The organism is Clostridium beijerinckii HUN142 (assembly GCF_000621745.1).
Taxonomy (GTDB): Bacteria; Bacillota; Clostridia; order Clostridiales; family Clostridiaceae; genus Clostridium; species Clostridium beijerinckii_A.
The window spans coordinates 36,492-55,731 of sequence record NZ_KK211335.1 but is presented as its reverse complement, the minus strand read 5'-3'; the positions used below and the strand labels follow the sequence as shown (position 1 = coordinate 55,731).

The following is a 19,240-nucleotide window of genomic DNA, read 5'->3' as shown; positions in this document are numbered from 1 at the left end:
AGGGTATCAGTTAAACTAATTTCAGAAAGAGCATAAAACTCTACCCGAAAAGCTTCATTTTATATTAAAAAAGCTATCAAACATTTTGCTTGTATCTATTGGATTCTTTTCCTTTTTTAACTTTTCTTTATTAATATCACTGCTGTTTGCGTTAAATCCAAAAAAACTTTCAAAATATTTATTTAAGTTTTCTATACTTTCACCTTTATCTTGATATGTCCTTGTCTTATCTTCTTTACTTGATTTATTACTTTTTGTTTCTTGATTATTCTTTTCTTTAAATCTTTCCTTGTCATATTTTTTTCTTGATTCTTCTTTGCTTAAAACTTCATAAGCTTCATTTACTTCTTGAAACTTTCTTAAGGCATCCTTATCACATTGATTTCTATCAGGATGATATTTTTTAGCCAAGCTTCTAAATGCTTTTTTTATTTCATCATTACTAGCATTTATTGATATATCTAATACTTTATAATAATCTTTCACCTTACACCCCATCTTTTACGAATGATTTTAGTGTATCTACGACGTTATAGTAAAAGATTTTTCTTTTGGAACTTAACTCCAAAAGAAAAATCAATTTAATTTTAAGATTAAGCGCTATATCCGCCCTCTATTGTAACAGTACTTAGCTTGTCTTTCTTTTGTCTTACAACAAGTTCAAAAGTACCTATACCTTCAGTATCTCCAAATGTTTCTTTATAATCTACTACAAAGCCATTAGGATAAGTTATTTTTCTTATAACTTGATCTGCTGAAATTACTTCTACAGTTACTTTTCTATAACAGTCAGCTTTTTCTGCTGGTACTAATGACCATGTACCCATTTTTCTTGTGCTATCAAATGGATCTCCATCAACTGCTGTTAATATCTTGCCTTTAATAACCATTGTACTTCCTACGTCTTTTGATCTTGCATTTGAATCTTCTGGAGTGTCTGTAATAAGTTTTACTGTTTGAACACTTTCTATGCTAAGATCTATTGTTTCTGCGCCTTCAATTTTAACTTTAAATCCCATTTATTAAAATCCTCCTTATTTAAATTTTTATTCAGCAAAACCGCCTTCAAATTTAACGCTAGCAGTTTTGTCCTTCTTTTGTTTAACATACAATCTAAATGTACCAACACCTTCTACATCACCAAAATCTTCTTCGTATTTAACTACAAATGCATTAGGTAAAGTAAATTGTCTTACAATTTGAGAAGCAGAAATAACATCTACTTTAACGTTTCTATAACAATCAGCCTTTTCTGCTGGTACTAATGACCATTGTGCTAGCTTGATTGTAGTATCTGCTGCCTCCCCGTTTACTGGTGTCAAAATTTTACCAGCGATTTCTAATGTTGTTCCTAAGTCTGTTGAACGTGCATTAGAATCATCTGGTGTATCTGTTTTAAATTCTACAGTTTCGATACTTTCGATGTTTAAATCAATACTTTCTGCGCCCTCAACTTTTACTCTAAATCCCATTTTTGAGCCTCCCTTTATTTTTATTTATAATTAAAATAGATTTTAATCTATTATAATTAGCCAACTTGATTGTGTGCATCATTACGTGTAATCTCAACTTCCAAGTTCTTAACGTTACCGTTAAATACTAAGTCAATATTACATGTTCCATTCTTTTCATTTATCACAAAGTTAATATCATCACCATCTTTTACTATGGCATTAGTATATTCTTTATGAGCTACCCACTTACTCTTAACACTAGTTGGATTATTGCTAAAGAATTTAATAATATTATCTTCTTTAAAATCATTAGTATAGAATCTTAAGGTTCTTTCTATATATGTTGTTACTAGTGTTTTATATATTGATTCAAAATCATTTTCAGTAGCTTGTAGGCTTCTAGCTTTATAAACAGTAATTTGCTTTATATCTTTACCTTCAAGTTTTGCATTTTCAGATGAAAAGACAAAACCAAAATTTTTTTTATTTATTGAATTCTTAATTTCATTTGTAAAACCAGATATTTCTTTTGCTAAAGTAGTTGTTATCTTTAGAGCATTAGAACCTGATTCTATATCAAATCTAACTCCTGGATATTCGCTATATATATCTCTAAAATGCTCTCTTAAATATTCTGGGCATTGGTATGCAGCCACAATTCCAGCTGCTATATATGAACTTCCAATATAGACTCCTTCAATCCAAAGTTTTAGAATATCTTCTTTTTCTTTAGATAACTCTGCAGAGCCTTCTTCAGAAAGCACCATTCTCTTATCTAATATAACCCCAGATTTCTCCTTTGGAATAACTGTAAAATTAGGCACACATGGAATTGCAAATTCACTATAAGTGTTATGCATAAGTGGTTCACATTTATCCACAAATTTTTCAATTCCGGCTGTTGCTACATGGTTAAATGTAGTATCCTCTCTTGGTTCAAAACTAAAGAATATTTGAACACGATACTTTTTAACTGTATCTAAAAGCGTTGCTAAATCTTCCATAGAATTTGAATCTGTCTTCTCCATTTGCTTATTGGCCTTAAATCTTTCTCTTCTAACCTTATTCTTACTTTGACCTTCAAGCTCAATTGATGGAACTACTCCAAACCAAATTGTGTTATCAAAGTCATTTTTATCATTTACTGAGCTTAAATAAGTATTTAATCTTGGTAAATTTTGAGCATTTACTAATCTGCTAAGCTTTGTATTTGTAACTAACAAACTTGGCTTCATTCCCTTGTTCTTTGTCTTGTATTGATCAAAAAACATTTTTACGCCTAATATCTTTTCTATTAATGGCTTAACTGTCTTTATAAAATCATCCTTAGATGTTTTGTAGAAATCTAAATATGTGTTATAATTGCTTACTTCTACCCCTAAATCAACAGAACTTTCCATAGTAGACGCTAAAGGACAGAATGTTCTTACTACTAGGCTTTTTACATACTCTGACTTCGTTTCATTTACTTCATCATAATCATCCTCAAAAGCCTCAATAAGTCCCATATTTGCTTTATCATCTATAGTAACCAATGATGTTTCTTCTACCTTTGGAGCTTCTAATACTTTTAACTCTCCATCTTCTCCCATGCTCAAAACGCCTAGTTTAAGAGGTTCGTTTGAATTATTCTTATCCTCTCCTCCAAGAAGTAATCTTGTTTTTATATCTTCAATAGCAAGTGGTAACATTGCCATTATGTTATTATAGTTTGAGCTAGCTTCTTCAAACATAACATTAAGCTTGTCCCCTAAATCAAGTTTACTTGGATCTTCATCATCTAAAGCTTCATATTGGCTATATGTATATTGAATTTCCTTTCTGGTTTGTTTTATATCATCCATTACTTTTTTAGGTGATATCATATCCAATAGATTTTCAAATTTAAAATCTACATTAGCAATCCCTTGAGCTCTCTTTGTGTCAATTAATGTGAATAACATTTTTAAGAAATCATTGGACTTATTAATTGGAATTTCTGTTATTAGTTCACTTGGAAAGTTCTCAGGCTTTTTTAATGTATACATTACTTTTTGATTAGTCGCATTATAGAAAGAATATACAACTGGTGAGAACTTATCCAAAAATTCATCAAAACTATTAACTAAAAGAAGTTCATTAATTTCTTTTATCTTATCGTCGTTTAAGCTGTTTAACCCTTTTGTATCACCTACTATAGTAATCAAATCTAATTTTTCAGGGTTTATTTCCTCAAATAATATTGTTCTATTTGTTTGATTTATGACATCCACTTTATAATCCTCCTATATTGTAAAATTACTTTTTAATCGAATTCGTTTAATATGATCCCTCTTACCCCACTATCAGTAGTTTTGCATTATTATTTATCCCCGATAATATTTTTACATATTAATGAAATTATGTAAATTAATTTGGAACAAAACGTACATATTTAGGAATAAAACGCATTTTGCCCTCTTTTTCACTTAAATATTCTTTTAATTCTATAATATGTACGTTTTATTCTTTTTCTATTGCATTTTAAGTTAATGTAATATATAATTTTATATAAAAAAACAGCTGTCTAAAAGCAGGAATAAAATCCTATTTTTAGACAGCTAATTTATGTTTATTTTTAATTATATTTTTAAAACTTTAACCAAATTATAATTTATAATCTAGATTTAAAATCTTCATATCCAAATTCTTTTATTACTTCAATACCTTTTTCTTCGCTATATTTTACAATTGCAGGAAGATTAACTCCATTAAAAGTATTATTTTTAACCATTGAGTAGATAGCCATATCGCAAAATACAAGTTTATCTCCTGGCTTTAAAGGTTCTTTAAATGAATAATCTCCTATAATATCACCTGCAAGGCAAGTAGGACCACCAAATCTATAAGTAAATTCGAATTCATTTGGCTTTCCAGCACCTATTATATTAGGTCTATATGGCATTGCAAGTACGTCTGGCATATGACATTCCGCTGAAGTATCTAGTATAGCTATATCCATTCCATTTTTCATAGTATCTAATACTGTTGATACAAGGAATCCTGTATTTAAAGCAATTGCTTCACCTGGCTCAAGATATACTTGTACTCCATATTTATCTTTTATGAATTTAATAGATCTTATTAGTGTTTCTATATCATAATCTTCCCTAGTAATATGATGACCACCACCAAAGTTAATCCACTTCATTTTCTTGATGTACTTTCCGAATTTTTCATCCACTACTTTTATTGTACGTTCAAGGGTATCTGAATTCTGTTCACACATTGTATGAAAATGCAATCCATCTATACCTTCAAGATCTTCTTCTTCAAAGTTAGCCAAAGTAATTCCCATTCTTGAATTTTTAAAACATGGATTATATATATCTGTTTCTATCTCTGAATACTCAGGGTTAATACGAATAGCACATTCGATTTTCTTTCCTTTAAAGTTTTTGACTTTATCCTTATATTTTCTCCATTGACTAAATGAATTAAATACTATATGATCGCTATATTTCATTATCTCATCAAATTCATCTTCTCTATATGCAGGAGAATAAATATGTACTTCTTTCCCCATCTCTTCATATCCAAGTCTAGCTTCATGAAGAGAACTTGAAGTAACTCCTTTTAGATATCTTCCAATCAATGGGAAAGTTGAGTACATAGAGAATGCTTTAGTTGCCAGAATAATATTGGCACCTGTTTCCTTCTGTACATAATCTAAAGTCTCCAAATTCTTCTTAAGAAGTCTCTCATCAACCAAATAACATGGTGATGGTAATTTGCTTAAATCTATATCTTTCATTAAATCACCAAACCTTTTTCTAGTTATAAATTTACAGTAAAAAGTAAGAATGAAAGCCACAGCTTTTCGTGAAAATAAACTGGTTCCAGGAAACTCTAATTAAGACTTCATCCTTATTTTTTCGTTAATATAATAATTTACTAATTTAGTTTAATAAATTAGTATCTAAATCATTCTTAATCTCAGAAAGGGCAGGTACTCTTTTGTGCAGTGTTGCATTTAGAAGATGGCTGTAGGTATTTCTTAATTAGAAGTTGTTCCAAATATGCTAGTTCAAAGCTTGCCTTTGAAACCAGCATTTTGGATGCAACTTCTAATGTTAGAAATCCACAGCCATCTTCTATAGCAACCGAAACAACAGAGTACCTGCCCTTTCAGTCCGTTATTACATGATTAAAATACTCACAATTTATTCAACTAAAGTTGGATCAAAACTTTCTTTCCATGGTAATCCCCATTTATTTAATTCTTCCATAAATGGATCTGGATCAAATTCTTCTATATTATATACTCCTGGTTTCTTCCATAATCCTCTTAATACTAAACTTGCGCCTATCATAGCTGGAACTCCAGTTGTGTAAGAAATTGCTTGAGATCCAACTTCTTTATAACATTCTTCATGATCACAAACATTATATACATAATAAGTTTTATCTTTTCCATCCTTTTTACCTTGGAAAATACATCCTATATTAGTCTTTCCTTTAGTTCTTGGACCTAATGATGCAGGATCTGGTAATACTGCTTTAAGGAATTGTAATGGTACTATTTGCTTTCCTTCAAATTCAATTGGTTCAATTGAAGTCATACCAACATTCTCAAGTACATTTAAATGTGTTATATACTTTTGTGAGAATGTCATCCAGAATCTTATTCTCTTAATTCCTTTAATATTTATACCTAAAGATTCTAATTCTTCATGATGTAATAAATACATATCTTTTGGTCCTATTTCTGGGAAGTCATAAACTCTCTTAATTTCAAGAGGTTCTGTTTCTATCCATTTTCCTTCTTCCCAGTAGCTTCCTGGAGCTGTAATTTCACGAATATTGATTTCTGGGTTAAAGTTAGTTGCAAATGGATAACCATGATCACCAGCATTAGCATCTAATATATCAATATAATTTATTTCATCAAAATAATGTTTTTGAGCATAAGCACTAAATACTCCAGTAACACCTGGATCAAATCCACTTCCAAGTAATGCAGTTAAACCTGCCTTTTCAAATTTTTCTCTATATGCCCATTGCCACTTATATTCAAATTTTGCTGTATCAAGTGGTTCATAGTTAGCTGTATCTACATAATGAACCTTAGTTTCTAAACAAGCATCCATAATTGTTAAATCTTGATAAGGAAGTGCAAGATTTATAACAACTTCTGGTTTAAATTTATTAATAAGCGCCACTAATTCTGGCACATTATCAGCATCTACCTTTGCTGTTTGTATTTTTGTCTTAGTTTTTCCTTCTAATGAAGCTTTTATTGCATCACACTTTGATAAAGTTCTACTAGCGATACAAATTTCCTCAAACACTTCTGAGTTTTGACAACATTTATGAATTGCAACACTAGCAACACCGCCAGCACCAATAATTAAAGCTTTTCCCATTCCAATTCCTCCAATTTCTTTATAAAATGAAACTTTTCAGATGGAGCTTTATGCTCCAGCTGAATTTAGAATATTGACTTATCATTTTTTGATTATCTTCAAGTCATGAACAAAGAACTTAATTGTACTATCTGATAATTTTTCTAATCAGTAAGTCCATTTAACATATCTCTAACGTAAGTTGGAAGTGCAAAGCATCCTACATGAAGATCTGTATTATAATATTTTGTTTTTATCCCTAACTTATTCCAAGCTTCTGCATCAAAATCCTTTATAGGGTGATACTTCTTTGAAGCAAATCCAAATAACCAGTGTCCAGATGGATATGTTGGAATATGTGCTTGATATACCCTGATAATTGGAAAAAATTTCGTTATTTTTTCATGAGCTTCTTTCATTGCAGCTGCATCATTGTCATAGTATGGACTTTCATGTTGATTAACTAAAATTCCATCTTCTCTTAATGCTTTATAGCAATTTCCATAGAACTCCTTAGTAAATAATCCTTCTCCTGGTCCAAAAGGATCTGTTGAATCAACTATTATTAAGTCATATTCATCTTCTTTATCACGTATAAATTTCAAACCATCTTCATAGAATACATTAACTCGCTTATCATCAAGCTTACATGATGTTAGCGGAAAATACTCTCTGCAAATATCAACAACTCTTTTATCAATTTCAACCATATCTATCTTTTCAACTGTGCTGTATCTTGTAAGTTCTCTTATTGTTCCACCGTCACCAGCACCTATAACTAAAACATTCTTAATATTTGGATTAGTTGCCATTGGTACATGAACTATCATATCATGGTAAATAAATTCATCTTTTTCAGTTACCATCATTAATCCATCTAATGTAAAAAACCTTCCGAATTCCTTAGCTTCAAGTACATCTATTCTTTGGAATTCAGTTTTTTCAGTATGTATTTCTTTTTCAACTTTAATTGAAAATCTTACATTTTCTGTGTGTTGTTCTGTATACCATAACTCCATTTACTTGTCCTCCACAACATTAATATTTTCAATTTTAGGATCCTCTGTTCCAGTTAAAAAACAACCTTTTTCTTTTGCATAACCTATATAATCTAGTATTTCTTTAGTTATTTTTTCTCCTGGAGCAAGAATTGGTATTCCTGGTGGATAGCACATTATAAATTCAGCACATATTTTCTCATTGCTTTCATTTAGCGGCACTGAAGTTTTTTGAGAATAAAATGCTTCCTGAGGAGTTAGTACAACTTCAGGATCTATATACTCATGATCAAACATTCCAATTTTGTCTTTTGAATGTAGTCTCTTAATTTCAGATAATGAAGATATTAATCTTTCAATTGCAAGACTACGATCTCCAACAGAAATAATAGCTAAAATATTTGCAATGTCTCCCAATTCAATTTGTATACCATACTCATCTCTTAATAGATCATATACTTCTATTCCAGCAAGACCTATTTCTCTAGTGAATACAGATAACTTTGTTATATCAAAATCATAAACTGCATCTCCATCAATTAACTCTTTTGAAAAGGCATAATAACCGCCTATTTTATTTATTTCCCCTCTAGCATATTCAGAGATTTGCTTTACTTTATCAAAGATTTCTTTTCCATGTAATACAAGATCTCTTCTTGCCAAATCAAGCGATGACATTAAAAGATATGAACCACTTGTTGTCTGAGTTAAATTAATTATTTGACGAACATATCCTATTGCTAAATCGCAATTTAAGAGTAGAAAAGAACTTTGAGTTAAAGATCCTCCAGTCTTATGCATACTGACTGCTGCCATGTCTGCTCCAGCATCAACTGCTGATAGGGGCATATTATCCCCAAAATAAAAATGTGTTCCATGAGCTTCATCTACTAACACATACATTCCATTTTCATGGGCAAGTTTTGTAATTTCTTTTAAATTTGAGCAAATCCCATAATAAGTAGGATTATTTACAAATATCGCTTTTGCGTCTGGGTTTTCTTTAATTGCTTTTTTTACATCTTCAACTGACATCCCAAGTGGTATTCCAAGTTGTTTATTTGTTCCTGGATTTATATAAACCGGAATTGCTCCGCTAATTATTAAAGCATTTATAGCACTTCTATGCACATTACGAGGCATTATAATCTTTTCACCTTTTTTACATACACTCATAACCATAGCCTGAACTGCAGAACTTGTTCCATTAACCATTAAAAATGCATGTTTAGAACCAAATGCATCCGCCGCAAGCTCCTCGGCCTCTCTTATAACCGATACCGGGTGAATAAGATTATCGAGTGGTTTCATTGAATTTACATCTACCGAAAGACATTGCTCTCCCAAGAATTCTCTAAGCATATCATTTCCTCGTCCCTGCTTATGACCTGGTACATCAAATGGAACCACTCTAGCTTTTTTATATTCTATTAACGCTTCATAAATTGGTGCTCTTGAGTGGGATTCTTTATTTTTCATCGTATACATCCCTCCCGTTAATATATATTAGTTCCACTAAAAATCTCAATCATCTCTCTTCTTAAGTTGTTTTCAATTTCAAGTCTTTGCTTTGGCTTGATTTCATAAACATCTCTATTAAAAAGGTAATTTTGAAGTTCAATTTCTTTAATTAGCATTTTAGTGTGAAATATATTTGATTGATATACATTTATATCCATTGCATCATATCTCTTCAAGGTATTTTCATCAATATAATCTTGTATTGATGTTATTTTATGATCTATAAATAATTTTTTGCCATCAACATCTCGGGTAAAACCTCTGACACGATAATCTATCGTTATGATGTCTGAATCAAAACTTCCTATAAGATAGTTTAGTGCATTTAACGGAGAAACTTCTCCACAAGTGGCTACATCAATATCAACACGAAAAGTAGCAATTGAGTTATCTGGATGATATTCTGGATAAGTATGCACAGTGACATGACTCTTATCTAAATGTCCTACAACAGTGTCTCTAGTTTTCAAAATGTCAATTTCACCTTTATTACAAGATGCATCTATTTCTTTGACTGCTAGGGTCTGTTCTGATACTAGAATAGTTACACTTGCTCCTTGAGGATCATAATCTTGTTTTGAAATATTAAGTACATGTGCTCCAATACTTTCCGTTACATCACACAGAATTCTAGTAAGTCTTTCTGAATTGTATTGCTCATCAATATAAGCAATATAGTCCTTTTGCTCTCGCTCACTTTTTGCATAGCATACATCATAGATGTTAAAGCTAAGTGTTTTTGTGAGGTTGTTAAAGCCGTATAACTTCAGCTTGTTTTCCAACCCTAACATCACAACCTTTCTGGCATAAATTATAGTTGCATTAGAATTTGTTTCAAAAATTTAATCACTAAAATCCTACATATTCTAATGTTTATAACCTTCAAATACTCACCTTCTAGTTTACCTTGAAACATCTTTATTATACAACATTGACATTTTACTATATTATCTTTAAAATTGCTACTATTTATGACAATATTTCTTTAATATACTTGATAAATTTATTTGAAGTCCCTTATGCTTTATTTTGGTTGCAAATCCTTCTTATTTCTCACGTATATAAATAAAGTAATAATTAACTATTTTTTCTTAAAGCTTTTTCTTTTACATATTGATTATATTCTTCTATTGAATAAACTTCTGGTTCTCTTACTTCTTCTAAGAAATGTGAAGCCTCTGCATCTGAGTTACTAAATGCCAAAACTGACTTATGCATTTCTATTGCCTTATTGTAATCTCTATATTCATCCTTTGGAACATAGGCTCCCATATGCCATCTTATCATTAAACATTCTTCTAATGATAACTTAACAAATTGCTGAAGTAAAATTACACTTTTTTCTCCATGCCCTAAAGGAATTTTATCATCAAATTCATAAGCCGCATATCCTATCCATTTTCCTGTCATCTCATCTTTTTTTAATCTCATAGTTTTTTCATAAAAATTACATTTGCATAAATCATGCAGATATCCTGTTAGATACATTGTATCATTGCTCAAACCTAGTTTATATTGCTTATTTTTTTGAATTAATAGTTCAACAACATTATCAGAGTGAAGTGCTAATCCTCCATCAAAGTTTGAATGAAACTTAGTAGATGCTGGTGCCGTAAAATAATCTGTTCTTTCCAAAAGATATTTTATTAATTCATCTATCCCATCTCTTTTAATTGAGCTTAATCTTTCTAATATCTTATCTTTCAATTCTTGCATTTCTTTTGCTGCCTTAGCTTTTGTCATTTCCTTTAAGTCACTTAAATCACTCATGAATACATCTCCTTACATTAATCAACTTATAGTTATTATTTTTTTCCTCTAAGCACATACCTATTCATTATTATGCTTCTTTTACTATTTTAACACTTTTAAGAAAAAACTCATATCATTGAATTCAATGATATGAGTTTTCTAGTTAAAAATATTCTTTCTTTATCTTAATAGTTACATATTTCATAAAGTTTTTAAGCAAATTTTATTTTAAAAAACATTTTATTCTTCCACTACTGGTAAGGCGCTTAAATTGTTTGACTCATCATCGTCTCTTAAACTCCTTAAATATTCCTCACCTTTTCTTGATGTTGAAACGGACACTCCAGATATCGCTCCATCTTTAGCTAACTCTACTCCTCTTTCTTTAGTTATTCTCTCTCCATTTGAAAGTTCATATCCTGTTATCTCACCCGAATGCTTTATTATAGCCTTTATAGAGCTTTTTTCTGTATTCGAATTCGACTGTGAATCTTCATTATCACTTAACTTTATATCAGTATTTGCCACTGCAGCATTATGAATAAAGTCATATGTTAATCCCATTGAAGATACATTATATTTATCCTCCATACAAACACCTCCTGTTTTCTAGCTAAGCATATAAGTATATTCCTAAATTCTGTTTTGTAATTTTTTAAAATAAACTTACTAGGTAATTGAAATATAGCAAGTCAGTATTTTAGTCTATTTTCTTTCATATGTCTTATTCTAAAAAGCTTTAGTGTTATATTGTCCAATAAAAATACTTTAATGCATTTTACTACTTAAATATTAATATTAAATTTCTGTAATTCTGATTCCAATTTCCTTGGTTCCTTTAAGACTATTCCTTTTAATCCAAGCTTAATAGCCGCTTCTATATTTTGCTCCATATCATCTATAAATAGAGTTTCATCTGGTTCTAAATTATATCTATACAGTATCTTCTCATAAATTTCTTTTTCAGGTTTAAGTAATTTCTCTTTATAAGAAACTACTCCTCCTTCAAACAATTTAAATAAGTCATATTTATTATTTATATATTCAAAGGCTGCTAGGTGAAAATTAGATAGGTAATAGATTTTATAGCCTTTCTGTTTTAGTTTTTTTAACGTATTCACGCTGCTTTCTATTGGAATCAATATACCATACCAATTTTCAAATACTTTATTAATTAATTCCTCATTTTCAGTATTTCTATTGATTATATTTCTTTTAGCATCTTCCTCACAAATCGTTCCTCTATCAAGCATTGGCCATTCAGCACTCTGAAATATACATTTATATATTTCTTCTACCTTTTCTTCATCAATTTTAGATTTTACATATATCTTCGGTTGAAAATCTAAAATAACATTTCCAAGATCGAATATTATATTTTTAATCATAAAAATTTTCCTACTTTCACTATATCTTCTATATAACTATGATTTTATATTTATCTAACACAATTAACTATTGATATTTTATACTAAAGTCCAATATCTTCTGCTACAGTTCTCATTCCTAAAATTGTATTTTCTATAACCTTGTCTAATTCCATATCTATCATATTGCAACCATTTAATATTACATTTCTATCTACACCTGCCGCAAATCCTTTAGTCTTAAATTTTTTCTTAACAGATTTAACTTCCAAATCCATTACGCTTTTAGATGGTCTCATTAATGCAGTTGCCCCTATAAGGCCTGTAAGTTCATCTATTGTATAAAGTACTTTCTCAGCATTGCTTTCAGGTTTTATTTCATTTACTATTCCGTATCCATGAGATGCAACTGCTCTTATATAACTATCCGGAAATTCTTCTTCTTTCATTATTTCTTGAGATTTTGCACAATGCTCATCTGGATACATCTCATAATCTATATCATGAAGTAATCCAATTATGCCCCATACATCCTCATCTTCATTATAGATTTTCGCAAAATATCTCATTGCTCCCTCTACTGCTAGTCCATGTTTTCTAAGTGCATCGCTTTTATTATACTTACAAAGTGCGTCCCATGCCTTTTGTCTATCAATTTTTTCTTCCATATTATATAGCCCCCTTAACATATGTATATAAAATTATTCTTATATACATTTATTTCCATATATGAAATTATATCCATGTTAATAAAAATAATATCACTATTAACATTTATAATCAATAATTGTCAACCTTTTAAGTTATAAAATTACATATTACAATTAATTTTCTACATTCTAATCTTAATTGAACACTTTCCTTATTAGAGTTTTAAACGTAAATATTATCGCAACATATATAAATGCAGACTTCCTATTTGTAAGTCTGCATTTTATGTTTAATATTTTTATACTCATTCTTTAGTTTAGCAACTACCTTTTCTTCATCATATTTATTATACGGCCATATTCTAGTTTCTACCTTACATCTAATCCACTCAGCTTTTAAACATATTTGCACTAGCTCATCTATATCTCTATTTAGGCTTTCAATTTCATTTTCATAATTACTTACTATGTAATCGCTTTTTTCAAGCATATGTTTTATTAATTCCGGATTATCTTTATAAGCAGACTTGACTTCATTTTTAAATTCTAATAAATTCAACGAGTATGAATCACTTTTTTGCTCAACCTTATTATAATTATCTGCCATAGTTAAAAATTCCTTCAATATTTTTTTTTCACTTATTACATCAATAGCTTCATAAAATTTCGTTAATATATCACCATCATTTTCTGCAGATTTTATTGTATTTTTACAATAATATATTAGCAAATAACTATTAAGAGTAGCTTTTAATTCTTCTACTTTTGATATTAATTCAATATCTAATTTTCCTGTAAAATTCAAATGCATTTTAATCAATGATACGATTTTGTCTAAATCTCTTCTATACTCTATTTTATTTGTTCCATCTTTAGTTCTAATATATAAATTAGTTATATTACTTAGTTCTTTCAAACTTGCAATATGCGTTCTTAGCGTAGTTATCCATATTACTCTAAATCTCGTAATATTATTTATGTAAAGAGTTTTTTTATTTTGAAATAAATTAAGTACTCCTGTCAAAAGAGTTATTAATATTCCCGTGAATGTAATTATATCTATTATTGCTATCTCTAATTCTCCAATTCTCATAATTTACTCCTAGCTTATTTTTGTGCTTACACTACTTTATATAAAAAAATGAATTTAAACATAAAAAAGAACTAAGATTACAATTCTCAGCCCTCGTTCTTATGTTTATTTTATTCATTTTTCCCTCTTTTATTCTGTATTCTAAACATAAAATATTTTCTTTCATTATATATATATTGCAATAATTTTAGTTGCAATTGTGAATCATGAAATGTGCATTGTGAATTGCAACATATATATTTTATTATAAATGAAATTTTAGTATCCTTTTATATGCCTCCGTAATAAACTATAATAAAGCAATTAACAAAAAGGTGGTAAAATGAATCCTTTATTAAATATGATACTCAGTTCCCTTTTTAATGGAATGGGTGGCGGATTTAGAAATCCCATGATGCCTAACCAAAATGGTGGCAATGGTCCAAATCAAATGGGTGGCAATCCTTTATTGAACATGCTTATGGGAGGCATGGGTGGCGGCATGAACCCTATGAATGGAAATCCATTGATGAGTATGCTAATGGGAAACATGGGTGGATCTAACAATTCTCCATTTAATAATTCCAATGGTAATAATCCAAACATGAATAACAATGGTTCAAATATGAACAATATGAATAACAATGGCCCAAATATGAATAATATGGGCAATATGAACGATATTAATTCTCTCTTGAGTATGTTAATGGGAAATCAAGCTAATATGCCTATGAATAATATGAATAACATGAGCAATATGAACAACAATTCAAGTAGACATTCCCATTCAAAAAAATAGTGGGTATTCTAATAGGTAGCTTAAAATTTAGGCTACCTATTAAATTTTACAATAGTAAGCCTTTTCTATAAAATATTTTATAATCATGTATATTTAAATACTCATTTCAGAAAACAAATCCCCTTTATAATCTTTCTGATAAAATACCAAGCCCCTCTATTGGCCTATCAAACCTTTATAGATAAAGAATATCTGCAGATTTTGTATATATCTACAAAATTCTAAATTTTCTAAATTACCTCTTTACTTTTTAATAGTAATCGCTTACTATTAAATTAAAAGGGAGGTATTTGATATGGAGAATATTAATGTGTTAAAAAGTGATTTTACGAAATTATTTGCAAAGGATGCTGAAAGTGTTTTCTTCTCACCCGGAAGAGTTAATTTAATTGGAGAACATACTGATTACAATGGAGGTAATGTTTTTCCTTGCGCTCTTACCATCGGAACTTATGCTTTAGTTAGGCAAAGAGAGGATAAAAATGTATTAGTCAACTCTTTAAGCTTTAAAGAATTAGGAATTTTAGAATTTAGTTTAGAAAATATGATATATGAAAAACAACATGATTGGGCAAATTATCCAAAGGGTGTAATTAAAACTTTTGAAAATCATGGTTATAATATTCCTAACGGATTTGAAATACTTTTCTACGGAAATATTCCAAATGGTTCTGGATTGTCATCTTCAGCTTCAATAGAAGTTTTAACGGGAACTATATTAAATGATTTATTCAACTTAAATATCGATATGGTTGATATAGTAAAAATGTGCCAAGAAGCTGAAAATAAATTTATCGGTGTAAATTGTGGAATAATGGATCAATTTGCTATTGGTATGGGGAAAGAAAATTGCGCAATTCTTTTAGATTGTAATACGTTGAAATATTCATACAGCACTATTGCTATGGATGGCTACAAGATAGTAATTGCCAATACAAATAAAAAGCGTGGCCTAGCTGACTCTAAGTACAATGAAAGACGCAGTGAATGTGAAACTGCCTTAGCTGAAATACAAAAGGTTAAGAATATAAATGCTTTAGGTGAGCTTACAGAAGAAGAATTTGAAGAAGTTAAATCTTGTATTTCAGATCCTATTAAAGCAAGAAGAGCAAAACATGCAGTATATGAAAATAGAAGAACATTAAAAGCTGTAAAAGCTCTAGAAGAAAATAATTTAGCTTTGTTTGGAAAACTTATGAATGATTCTCACACTTCTCTAAGAGATGATTATGAAGTTACTGGAATAGAATTAGATACTTTAGTTTCTCTCGCCTTAGAGAGTGAAGGTGTGATTGGAGCTCGTATGACAGGCGCTGGTTTTGGAGGCTGCACAGTTAATATTGTTAAAGAAGACTGCATAGATTCATTTGTAGAAAAAGTTAAAGCTGAATATACAAGCAAAATTGGGTATGAACCTAGCTTCTATGTAGTTAGCATTTCAGATGGAACAAGAAAAATTGGATAAAAGATTTACTACTTAAGATTTTATTAAGTTGATTATGAAAGAGATTTAGTTTAAATTTAAAGTATAAGTCTTTAAACCAAATCAATAAAAATAAGGGAGATGTTAATATGTCAATATTAGTTTGTGGTGGTGCTGGATATATCGGCTCTCATACAGTTCATGAACTTATAAAACAAAATAAAGACGTAATAATAGTTGATAACTTACAATCAGGTCATATGAAAGCTGTAAATCAAAAAGCAAAATTTTATAAAGGTGATATAAGAGATTCCGAATTTTTAGATAAAGTTTTTTCTGAAAATAAAATTGATGCTATTATACATTTTGCTGCTAACTCTTTAGTTGGCGAAAGTATGGTAAAACCTCTACTATATTTCAATAATAATGTATATGGTATGCAAATATTACTTGAAAGCATGGTAAAACACGATATTAAGAATATAGTTTTTTCTTCAACTGCAGCAGTATATGGAGAACCAAAGAAAATTCCTATCTCTGAAGATGATGAAGCGAATCCAACTAATACCTATGGTGAAACAAAGCTGACTATGGAAAAAATGATGAAATGGGTTAGCAAAGCTAATGGAATAAATTACGTTTCTTTAAGATACTTTAATGCAGCTGGTGCTCTAGAAGATGGAAGCATCGGTGAGGATCACTCTCCTGAAAGTCACTTAATACCTCTAATACTTCAAGTTCCACTTGGAAAAAGAGAAGCTATAACTGTTTTTGGGGAAGATTATGATACTCCTGATGGTACTTGTATAAGAGATTATATTCATGTACTAGACTTAGCAGACGCACATATAAAAGCTGTTGAGTATTTACAAAACGGAAATGAAAGTAACATCTTCAATCTAGGTAATGGAATTGGCTTTAGCGTTAAAGAAATGATTGATTCAGCTAAAGAGGCAACTAGTGAAGAAATTAAAGTTGTTGTGGGCGAAAGGCGTGCTGGTGATCCTGCAAGATTAATAGCTTCTAACGAAAAAGCTCAAAAGATTCTAGGCTGGACTCCTAAATATACTGATGTAAAAGCTATAATCAAAACAGCTTGGACATGGCATAAAAACAATCCTAACGGATATGATGATAAATAATAAAATCATATAGAATTTTAAAATTTATCTTGGGAAACTAGAGCCAACCTAAAAACTTATGTGGTTCAAGTTTCCGCCATCCAGGCATAGAAAAAGATAAGTCTGTGGAATGAAATAAATTAACATGGACTTATTTTTTAGATATGTCTTATTATTAATACCTTTTGTTAAAATTGAGGAGGTCTTAGCATGATAAATATAAATCATGAAATAAGTAGACTTATAAACTTTGCATTGAAAAAAAATCTTATAACTACTGATGATATAATTTACTCTACAAATATGCTTCTTGGAGCATTAAACTTAAATGAATTTGAAGTTTGTGAAGTTAATGAGACTTTAGAAACTCCAACTCCTATCTTAGAAAATATCTTAGACTTCGCATGTGAAAATAATTTAATAGAAAATACAGTAACTGAAAGAGATTTATTTGATACTTTAATTATGAACTGCGTAATGCCAAGGCCCTCTGAGGTTATAAATAAATTTGATAATTTATTTAATATATCTCCAATTAAAGCTACTGAATACTATTATGATTTAAGCATTTCTTCTAACTATATTAGAAAAGATAGAATTGATAAGAACATAGTCTGGAAAGCACCAACGGAATATGGAGACTTAGATATAACAATTAATTTATCAAAGCCAGAAAAAGATCCTAGAGATATAGCAAAAGCTAAATTAATTAAATCTAGTTCATATCCTAAATGTTTATTATGTAAAGAAAATGAAGGATTTTATGGTCATATAAATCATCCTGCCAGACAAACCCATAGAATTATACCTTTGGATTTTGATAAACAAAAATATTTCTTACAGTATTCACCTTATACTTATTATAATGAGCATTGTATAATTCTAAATAGCGAACATATACCTATGAAAATTAATAGAGATACTTTTAGGAATTTATTGATTTTTACTGATATACTACCTCATTACTTTGCTGGATCTAACGCTGATTTACCTATAGTTGGAGGATCAATACTATCTCATGATCATTATCAAGGTGGTCACTACACATTTGCTATGGAAAAAGCTCCAATAGAAAAAAACTACTCAGTTAAAAATTATGAAGATGTTGAAATAGGTAGAGTCAAATGGCCTATGTCTGTTGTTAGGCTTTCAAGTAATGATAAAGATAAATTATTAGATTTAGCTGATCATATTTTAACCTCATGGAGAAGCTACTCAGATGAGTCTGTAAACATATTAAGTCATACAATGGATGAACCTCATAATACTATTACTCCTATTGCAAGAAAAAGGAATAATAAATATGAACTAGATTTAGTATTAAGAAATAACAGAACAAGTACTGAGCATCCTCTTGGTATCTTCCATCCTCATAGTGAAGTTCATCATATTAAAAAAGAAAATATAGGACTTATTGAAGTCATGGGACTTGCAGTTCTTCCTGCAAGATTAAAAGAAGAATTAAATGTTTTAAAGGAATACCTAATTAATAGAAAAGATAACATTTTAGATGATGAAATGGTGGCAAAACATTCTGATTGGTATAAATATCTTCTAGAAAAATATTCTAATATATCTCAAGAAAACGTTGATTTTATTCTAAAAGAAGAAGTTGGATTTAAATTCTTAGAAGTATTATGTCACTCTGGAGTATTTAAAAGAAATGAAAAAGGATTTGCTGCCTTTGATAAATTTATAAATATATTATAAGGTGGAATAA

The 19,240-nt window shown here is 29.6% G+C and carries 18 protein-coding genes; 4 read left to right on the top strand and 14 right to left on the bottom strand.

All coding sequences use genetic code 11. From position 1 onward, the window contains the following. Positions 1–54 precede the first annotated feature (54 nt). From T483_RS0118480 to T483_RS0118415, 14 genes are all read right to left on the bottom strand, one after another. Positions 55–486, bottom strand: a complete 432-nt coding sequence (locus T483_RS0118480; protein WP_026888159.1) for a DnaJ domain-containing protein — start codon at positions 484–486, stop codon at positions 55–57. Between the two features lie 107 nt (positions 487–593). Beyond that, positions 594–1,019, bottom strand: a complete 426-nt coding sequence (locus T483_RS0118475) for a hypothetical protein (RefSeq protein ID WP_026888158.1) — start codon at positions 1,017–1,019, stop codon at positions 594–596. Between the two features lie 27 nt (positions 1,020–1,046). Continuing rightward, positions 1,047–1,472 carry a hypothetical protein gene (locus T483_RS0118470; protein ID WP_012060562.1) on the bottom strand — a complete coding sequence of 142 codons (426 nt, stop codon included), beginning with the start codon at positions 1,470–1,472 and terminating at the stop codon, positions 1,047–1,049. A 56-nt stretch (positions 1,473–1,528) separates the two neighbouring features. Then, the gene (locus tag T483_RS0118465; RefSeq protein WP_026888157.1) at positions 1,529–3,706 is read right to left on the bottom strand and encodes a hypothetical protein; all 2,178 of its coding nucleotides are present in this window, start codon (positions 3,704–3,706) and stop codon (positions 1,529–1,531) included. A gap of 380 nt (positions 3,707–4,086) precedes the next feature. Then, entirely contained in the window at positions 4,087–5,226 is a 1,140-nt protein-coding gene (gene nspC, locus T483_RS0118460; protein ID WP_026888156.1) for a carboxynorspermidine decarboxylase, read from the bottom strand. A gap of 409 nt (positions 5,227–5,635) precedes the next feature. Then, positions 5,636–6,838, bottom strand: a complete 1,203-nt coding sequence (locus T483_RS0118455; RefSeq protein ID WP_026888155.1) for a saccharopine dehydrogenase family protein — start codon at positions 6,836–6,838, stop codon at positions 5,636–5,638. A gap of 143 nt (positions 6,839–6,981) precedes the next feature. Continuing rightward, complete coding sequence (gene speE / locus T483_RS0118450) at positions 6,982–7,836, bottom strand: polyamine aminopropyltransferase (RefSeq protein ID WP_012060566.1); 855 nt, start codon at positions 7,834–7,836, stop codon at positions 6,982–6,984. Next, positions 7,837–9,294: an aminotransferase class I/II-fold pyridoxal phosphate-dependent enzyme gene (locus tag T483_RS0118445; RefSeq protein WP_026888154.1), complete on the bottom strand. Its 1,458-nt coding sequence runs from the start codon at positions 9,292–9,294 to the stop codon at positions 7,837–7,839. Between the two features lie 17 nt (positions 9,295–9,311). After that, positions 9,312–10,130, bottom strand: a complete 819-nt coding sequence (speD, locus tag T483_RS0118440; RefSeq protein ID WP_171781401.1) for an adenosylmethionine decarboxylase — start codon at positions 10,128–10,130, stop codon at positions 9,312–9,314. Positions 10,131–10,413: 283 nt separating this feature from the next. Continuing rightward, positions 10,414–11,106 (bottom strand): hypothetical protein, encoded by a 693-nt coding sequence (locus T483_RS0118435; RefSeq protein WP_026888153.1) that lies wholly within the window; start codon positions 11,104–11,106, stop codon positions 10,414–10,416. Between the two features lie 222 nt (positions 11,107–11,328). After that, positions 11,329–11,679 (bottom strand): DUF3892 domain-containing protein, encoded by a 351-nt coding sequence (locus T483_RS0118430; protein ID WP_026888152.1) that lies wholly within the window; start codon positions 11,677–11,679, stop codon positions 11,329–11,331. Positions 11,680–11,873: 194 nt separating this feature from the next. Further along, positions 11,874–12,476 carry an HAD family hydrolase gene (locus T483_RS0118425; RefSeq protein ID WP_026888151.1) on the bottom strand — a complete coding sequence of 201 codons (603 nt, stop codon included), beginning with the start codon at positions 12,474–12,476 and terminating at the stop codon, positions 11,874–11,876. An 83-nt stretch (positions 12,477–12,559) separates the two neighbouring features. Beyond that, complete coding sequence (locus tag T483_RS0118420; protein WP_026888150.1) at positions 12,560–13,123, bottom strand: HDIG domain-containing metalloprotein; 564 nt, start codon at positions 13,121–13,123, stop codon at positions 12,560–12,562. Between the two features lie 247 nt (positions 13,124–13,370). After that, positions 13,371–14,198 carry a hypothetical protein gene (locus T483_RS0118415; RefSeq protein WP_026888149.1) on the bottom strand — a complete coding sequence of 276 codons (828 nt, stop codon included), beginning with the start codon at positions 14,196–14,198 and terminating at the stop codon, positions 13,371–13,373. Between the two features lie 322 nt (positions 14,199–14,520). Between T483_RS0118415 and T483_RS0118410 the strand changes: the two genes are divergently transcribed. From T483_RS0118410 to galT, 4 genes are all read left to right on the top strand, one after another. Beyond that, the gene (locus tag T483_RS0118410; protein ID WP_026888148.1) at positions 14,521–14,976 is read left to right on the top strand and encodes a hypothetical protein; all 456 of its coding nucleotides are present in this window, start codon (positions 14,521–14,523) and stop codon (positions 14,974–14,976) included. A gap of 295 nt (positions 14,977–15,271) precedes the next feature. Further along, a complete protein-coding gene (locus T483_RS0118405; protein WP_026888147.1) occupies positions 15,272–16,441 on the top strand; it encodes a galactokinase in 1,170 nt (389 codons plus the stop codon). Positions 16,442–16,548: 107 nt separating this feature from the next. Continuing rightward, positions 16,549–17,541, top strand: coding sequence for a UDP-glucose 4-epimerase GalE (galE, locus tag T483_RS0118400; RefSeq protein WP_026888146.1), 993 nt, complete (start codon positions 16,549–16,551; stop codon positions 17,539–17,541). Between the two features lie 189 nt (positions 17,542–17,730). Further along, positions 17,731–19,230 (top strand): UDP-glucose--hexose-1-phosphate uridylyltransferase, encoded by a 1,500-nt coding sequence (galT, locus tag T483_RS0118395; RefSeq protein ID WP_026888145.1) that lies wholly within the window; start codon positions 17,731–17,733, stop codon positions 19,228–19,230. The last annotated feature ends 10 nt before the right edge of the window (positions 19,231–19,240 follow it).

Bases quoted from the DNA above. Each gene is read 5' to 3' on its own strand.
- T483_RS0118425 (WP_026888151.1), bottom strand. From the start codon at position 12,476: ATGATTAAAAATATAATATTCGATCTTGGAAATGTTATTTTAGATTTT.
- T483_RS0118470 (WP_012060562.1), bottom strand. From the start codon at position 1,472: ATGGGATTTAGAGTAAAAGTTGAGGGCGCAGAAAGTATTGATTTAAAC.
- T483_RS0118405 (WP_026888147.1), top strand. From the start codon at position 15,272: ATGGAGAATATTAATGTGTTAAAAAGTGATTTTACGAAATTATTTGCA.
- T483_RS0118475 (WP_026888158.1), bottom strand. From the start codon at position 1,019: ATGGGATTTAAAGTTAAAATTGAAGGCGCAGAAACAATAGATCTTAGC.
- speE (WP_012060566.1), bottom strand. From the start codon at position 7,836: ATGGAGTTATGGTATACAGAACAACACACAGAAAATGTAAGATTTTCA.
- galT (WP_026888145.1), top strand. From the start codon at position 17,731: ATGATAAATATAAATCATGAAATAAGTAGACTTATAAACTTTGCATTG.
- T483_RS0118430 (WP_026888152.1), bottom strand. From the start codon at position 11,679: ATGGAGGATAAATATAATGTATCTTCAATGGGATTAACATATGACTTT.
- T483_RS0118445 (WP_026888154.1), bottom strand. From the start codon at position 9,294: ATGAAAAATAAAGAATCCCACTCAAGAGCACCAATTTATGAAGCGTTA.
- galE (WP_026888146.1), top strand. From the start codon at position 16,549: ATGTCAATATTAGTTTGTGGTGGTGCTGGATATATCGGCTCTCATACA.
- T483_RS0118455 (WP_026888155.1), bottom strand. From the start codon at position 6,838: ATGGGAAAAGCTTTAATTATTGGTGCTGGCGGTGTTGCTAGTGTTGCA.
- T483_RS0118415 (WP_026888149.1), bottom strand. From the start codon at position 14,198: ATGAGAATTGGAGAATTAGAGATAGCAATAATAGATATAATTACATTC.
- T483_RS0118435 (WP_026888153.1), bottom strand. From the start codon at position 11,106: ATGAGTGATTTAAGTGACTTAAAGGAAATGACAAAAGCTAAGGCAGCA.
- T483_RS0118410 (WP_026888148.1), top strand. From the start codon at position 14,521: ATGAATCCTTTATTAAATATGATACTCAGTTCCCTTTTTAATGGAATG.
- T483_RS0118420 (WP_026888150.1), bottom strand. From the start codon at position 13,123: ATGGAAGAAAAAATTGATAGACAAAAGGCATGGGACGCACTTTGTAAG.
- nspC (WP_026888156.1), bottom strand. From the start codon at position 5,226: ATGAAAGATATAGATTTAAGCAAATTACCATCACCATGTTATTTGGTT.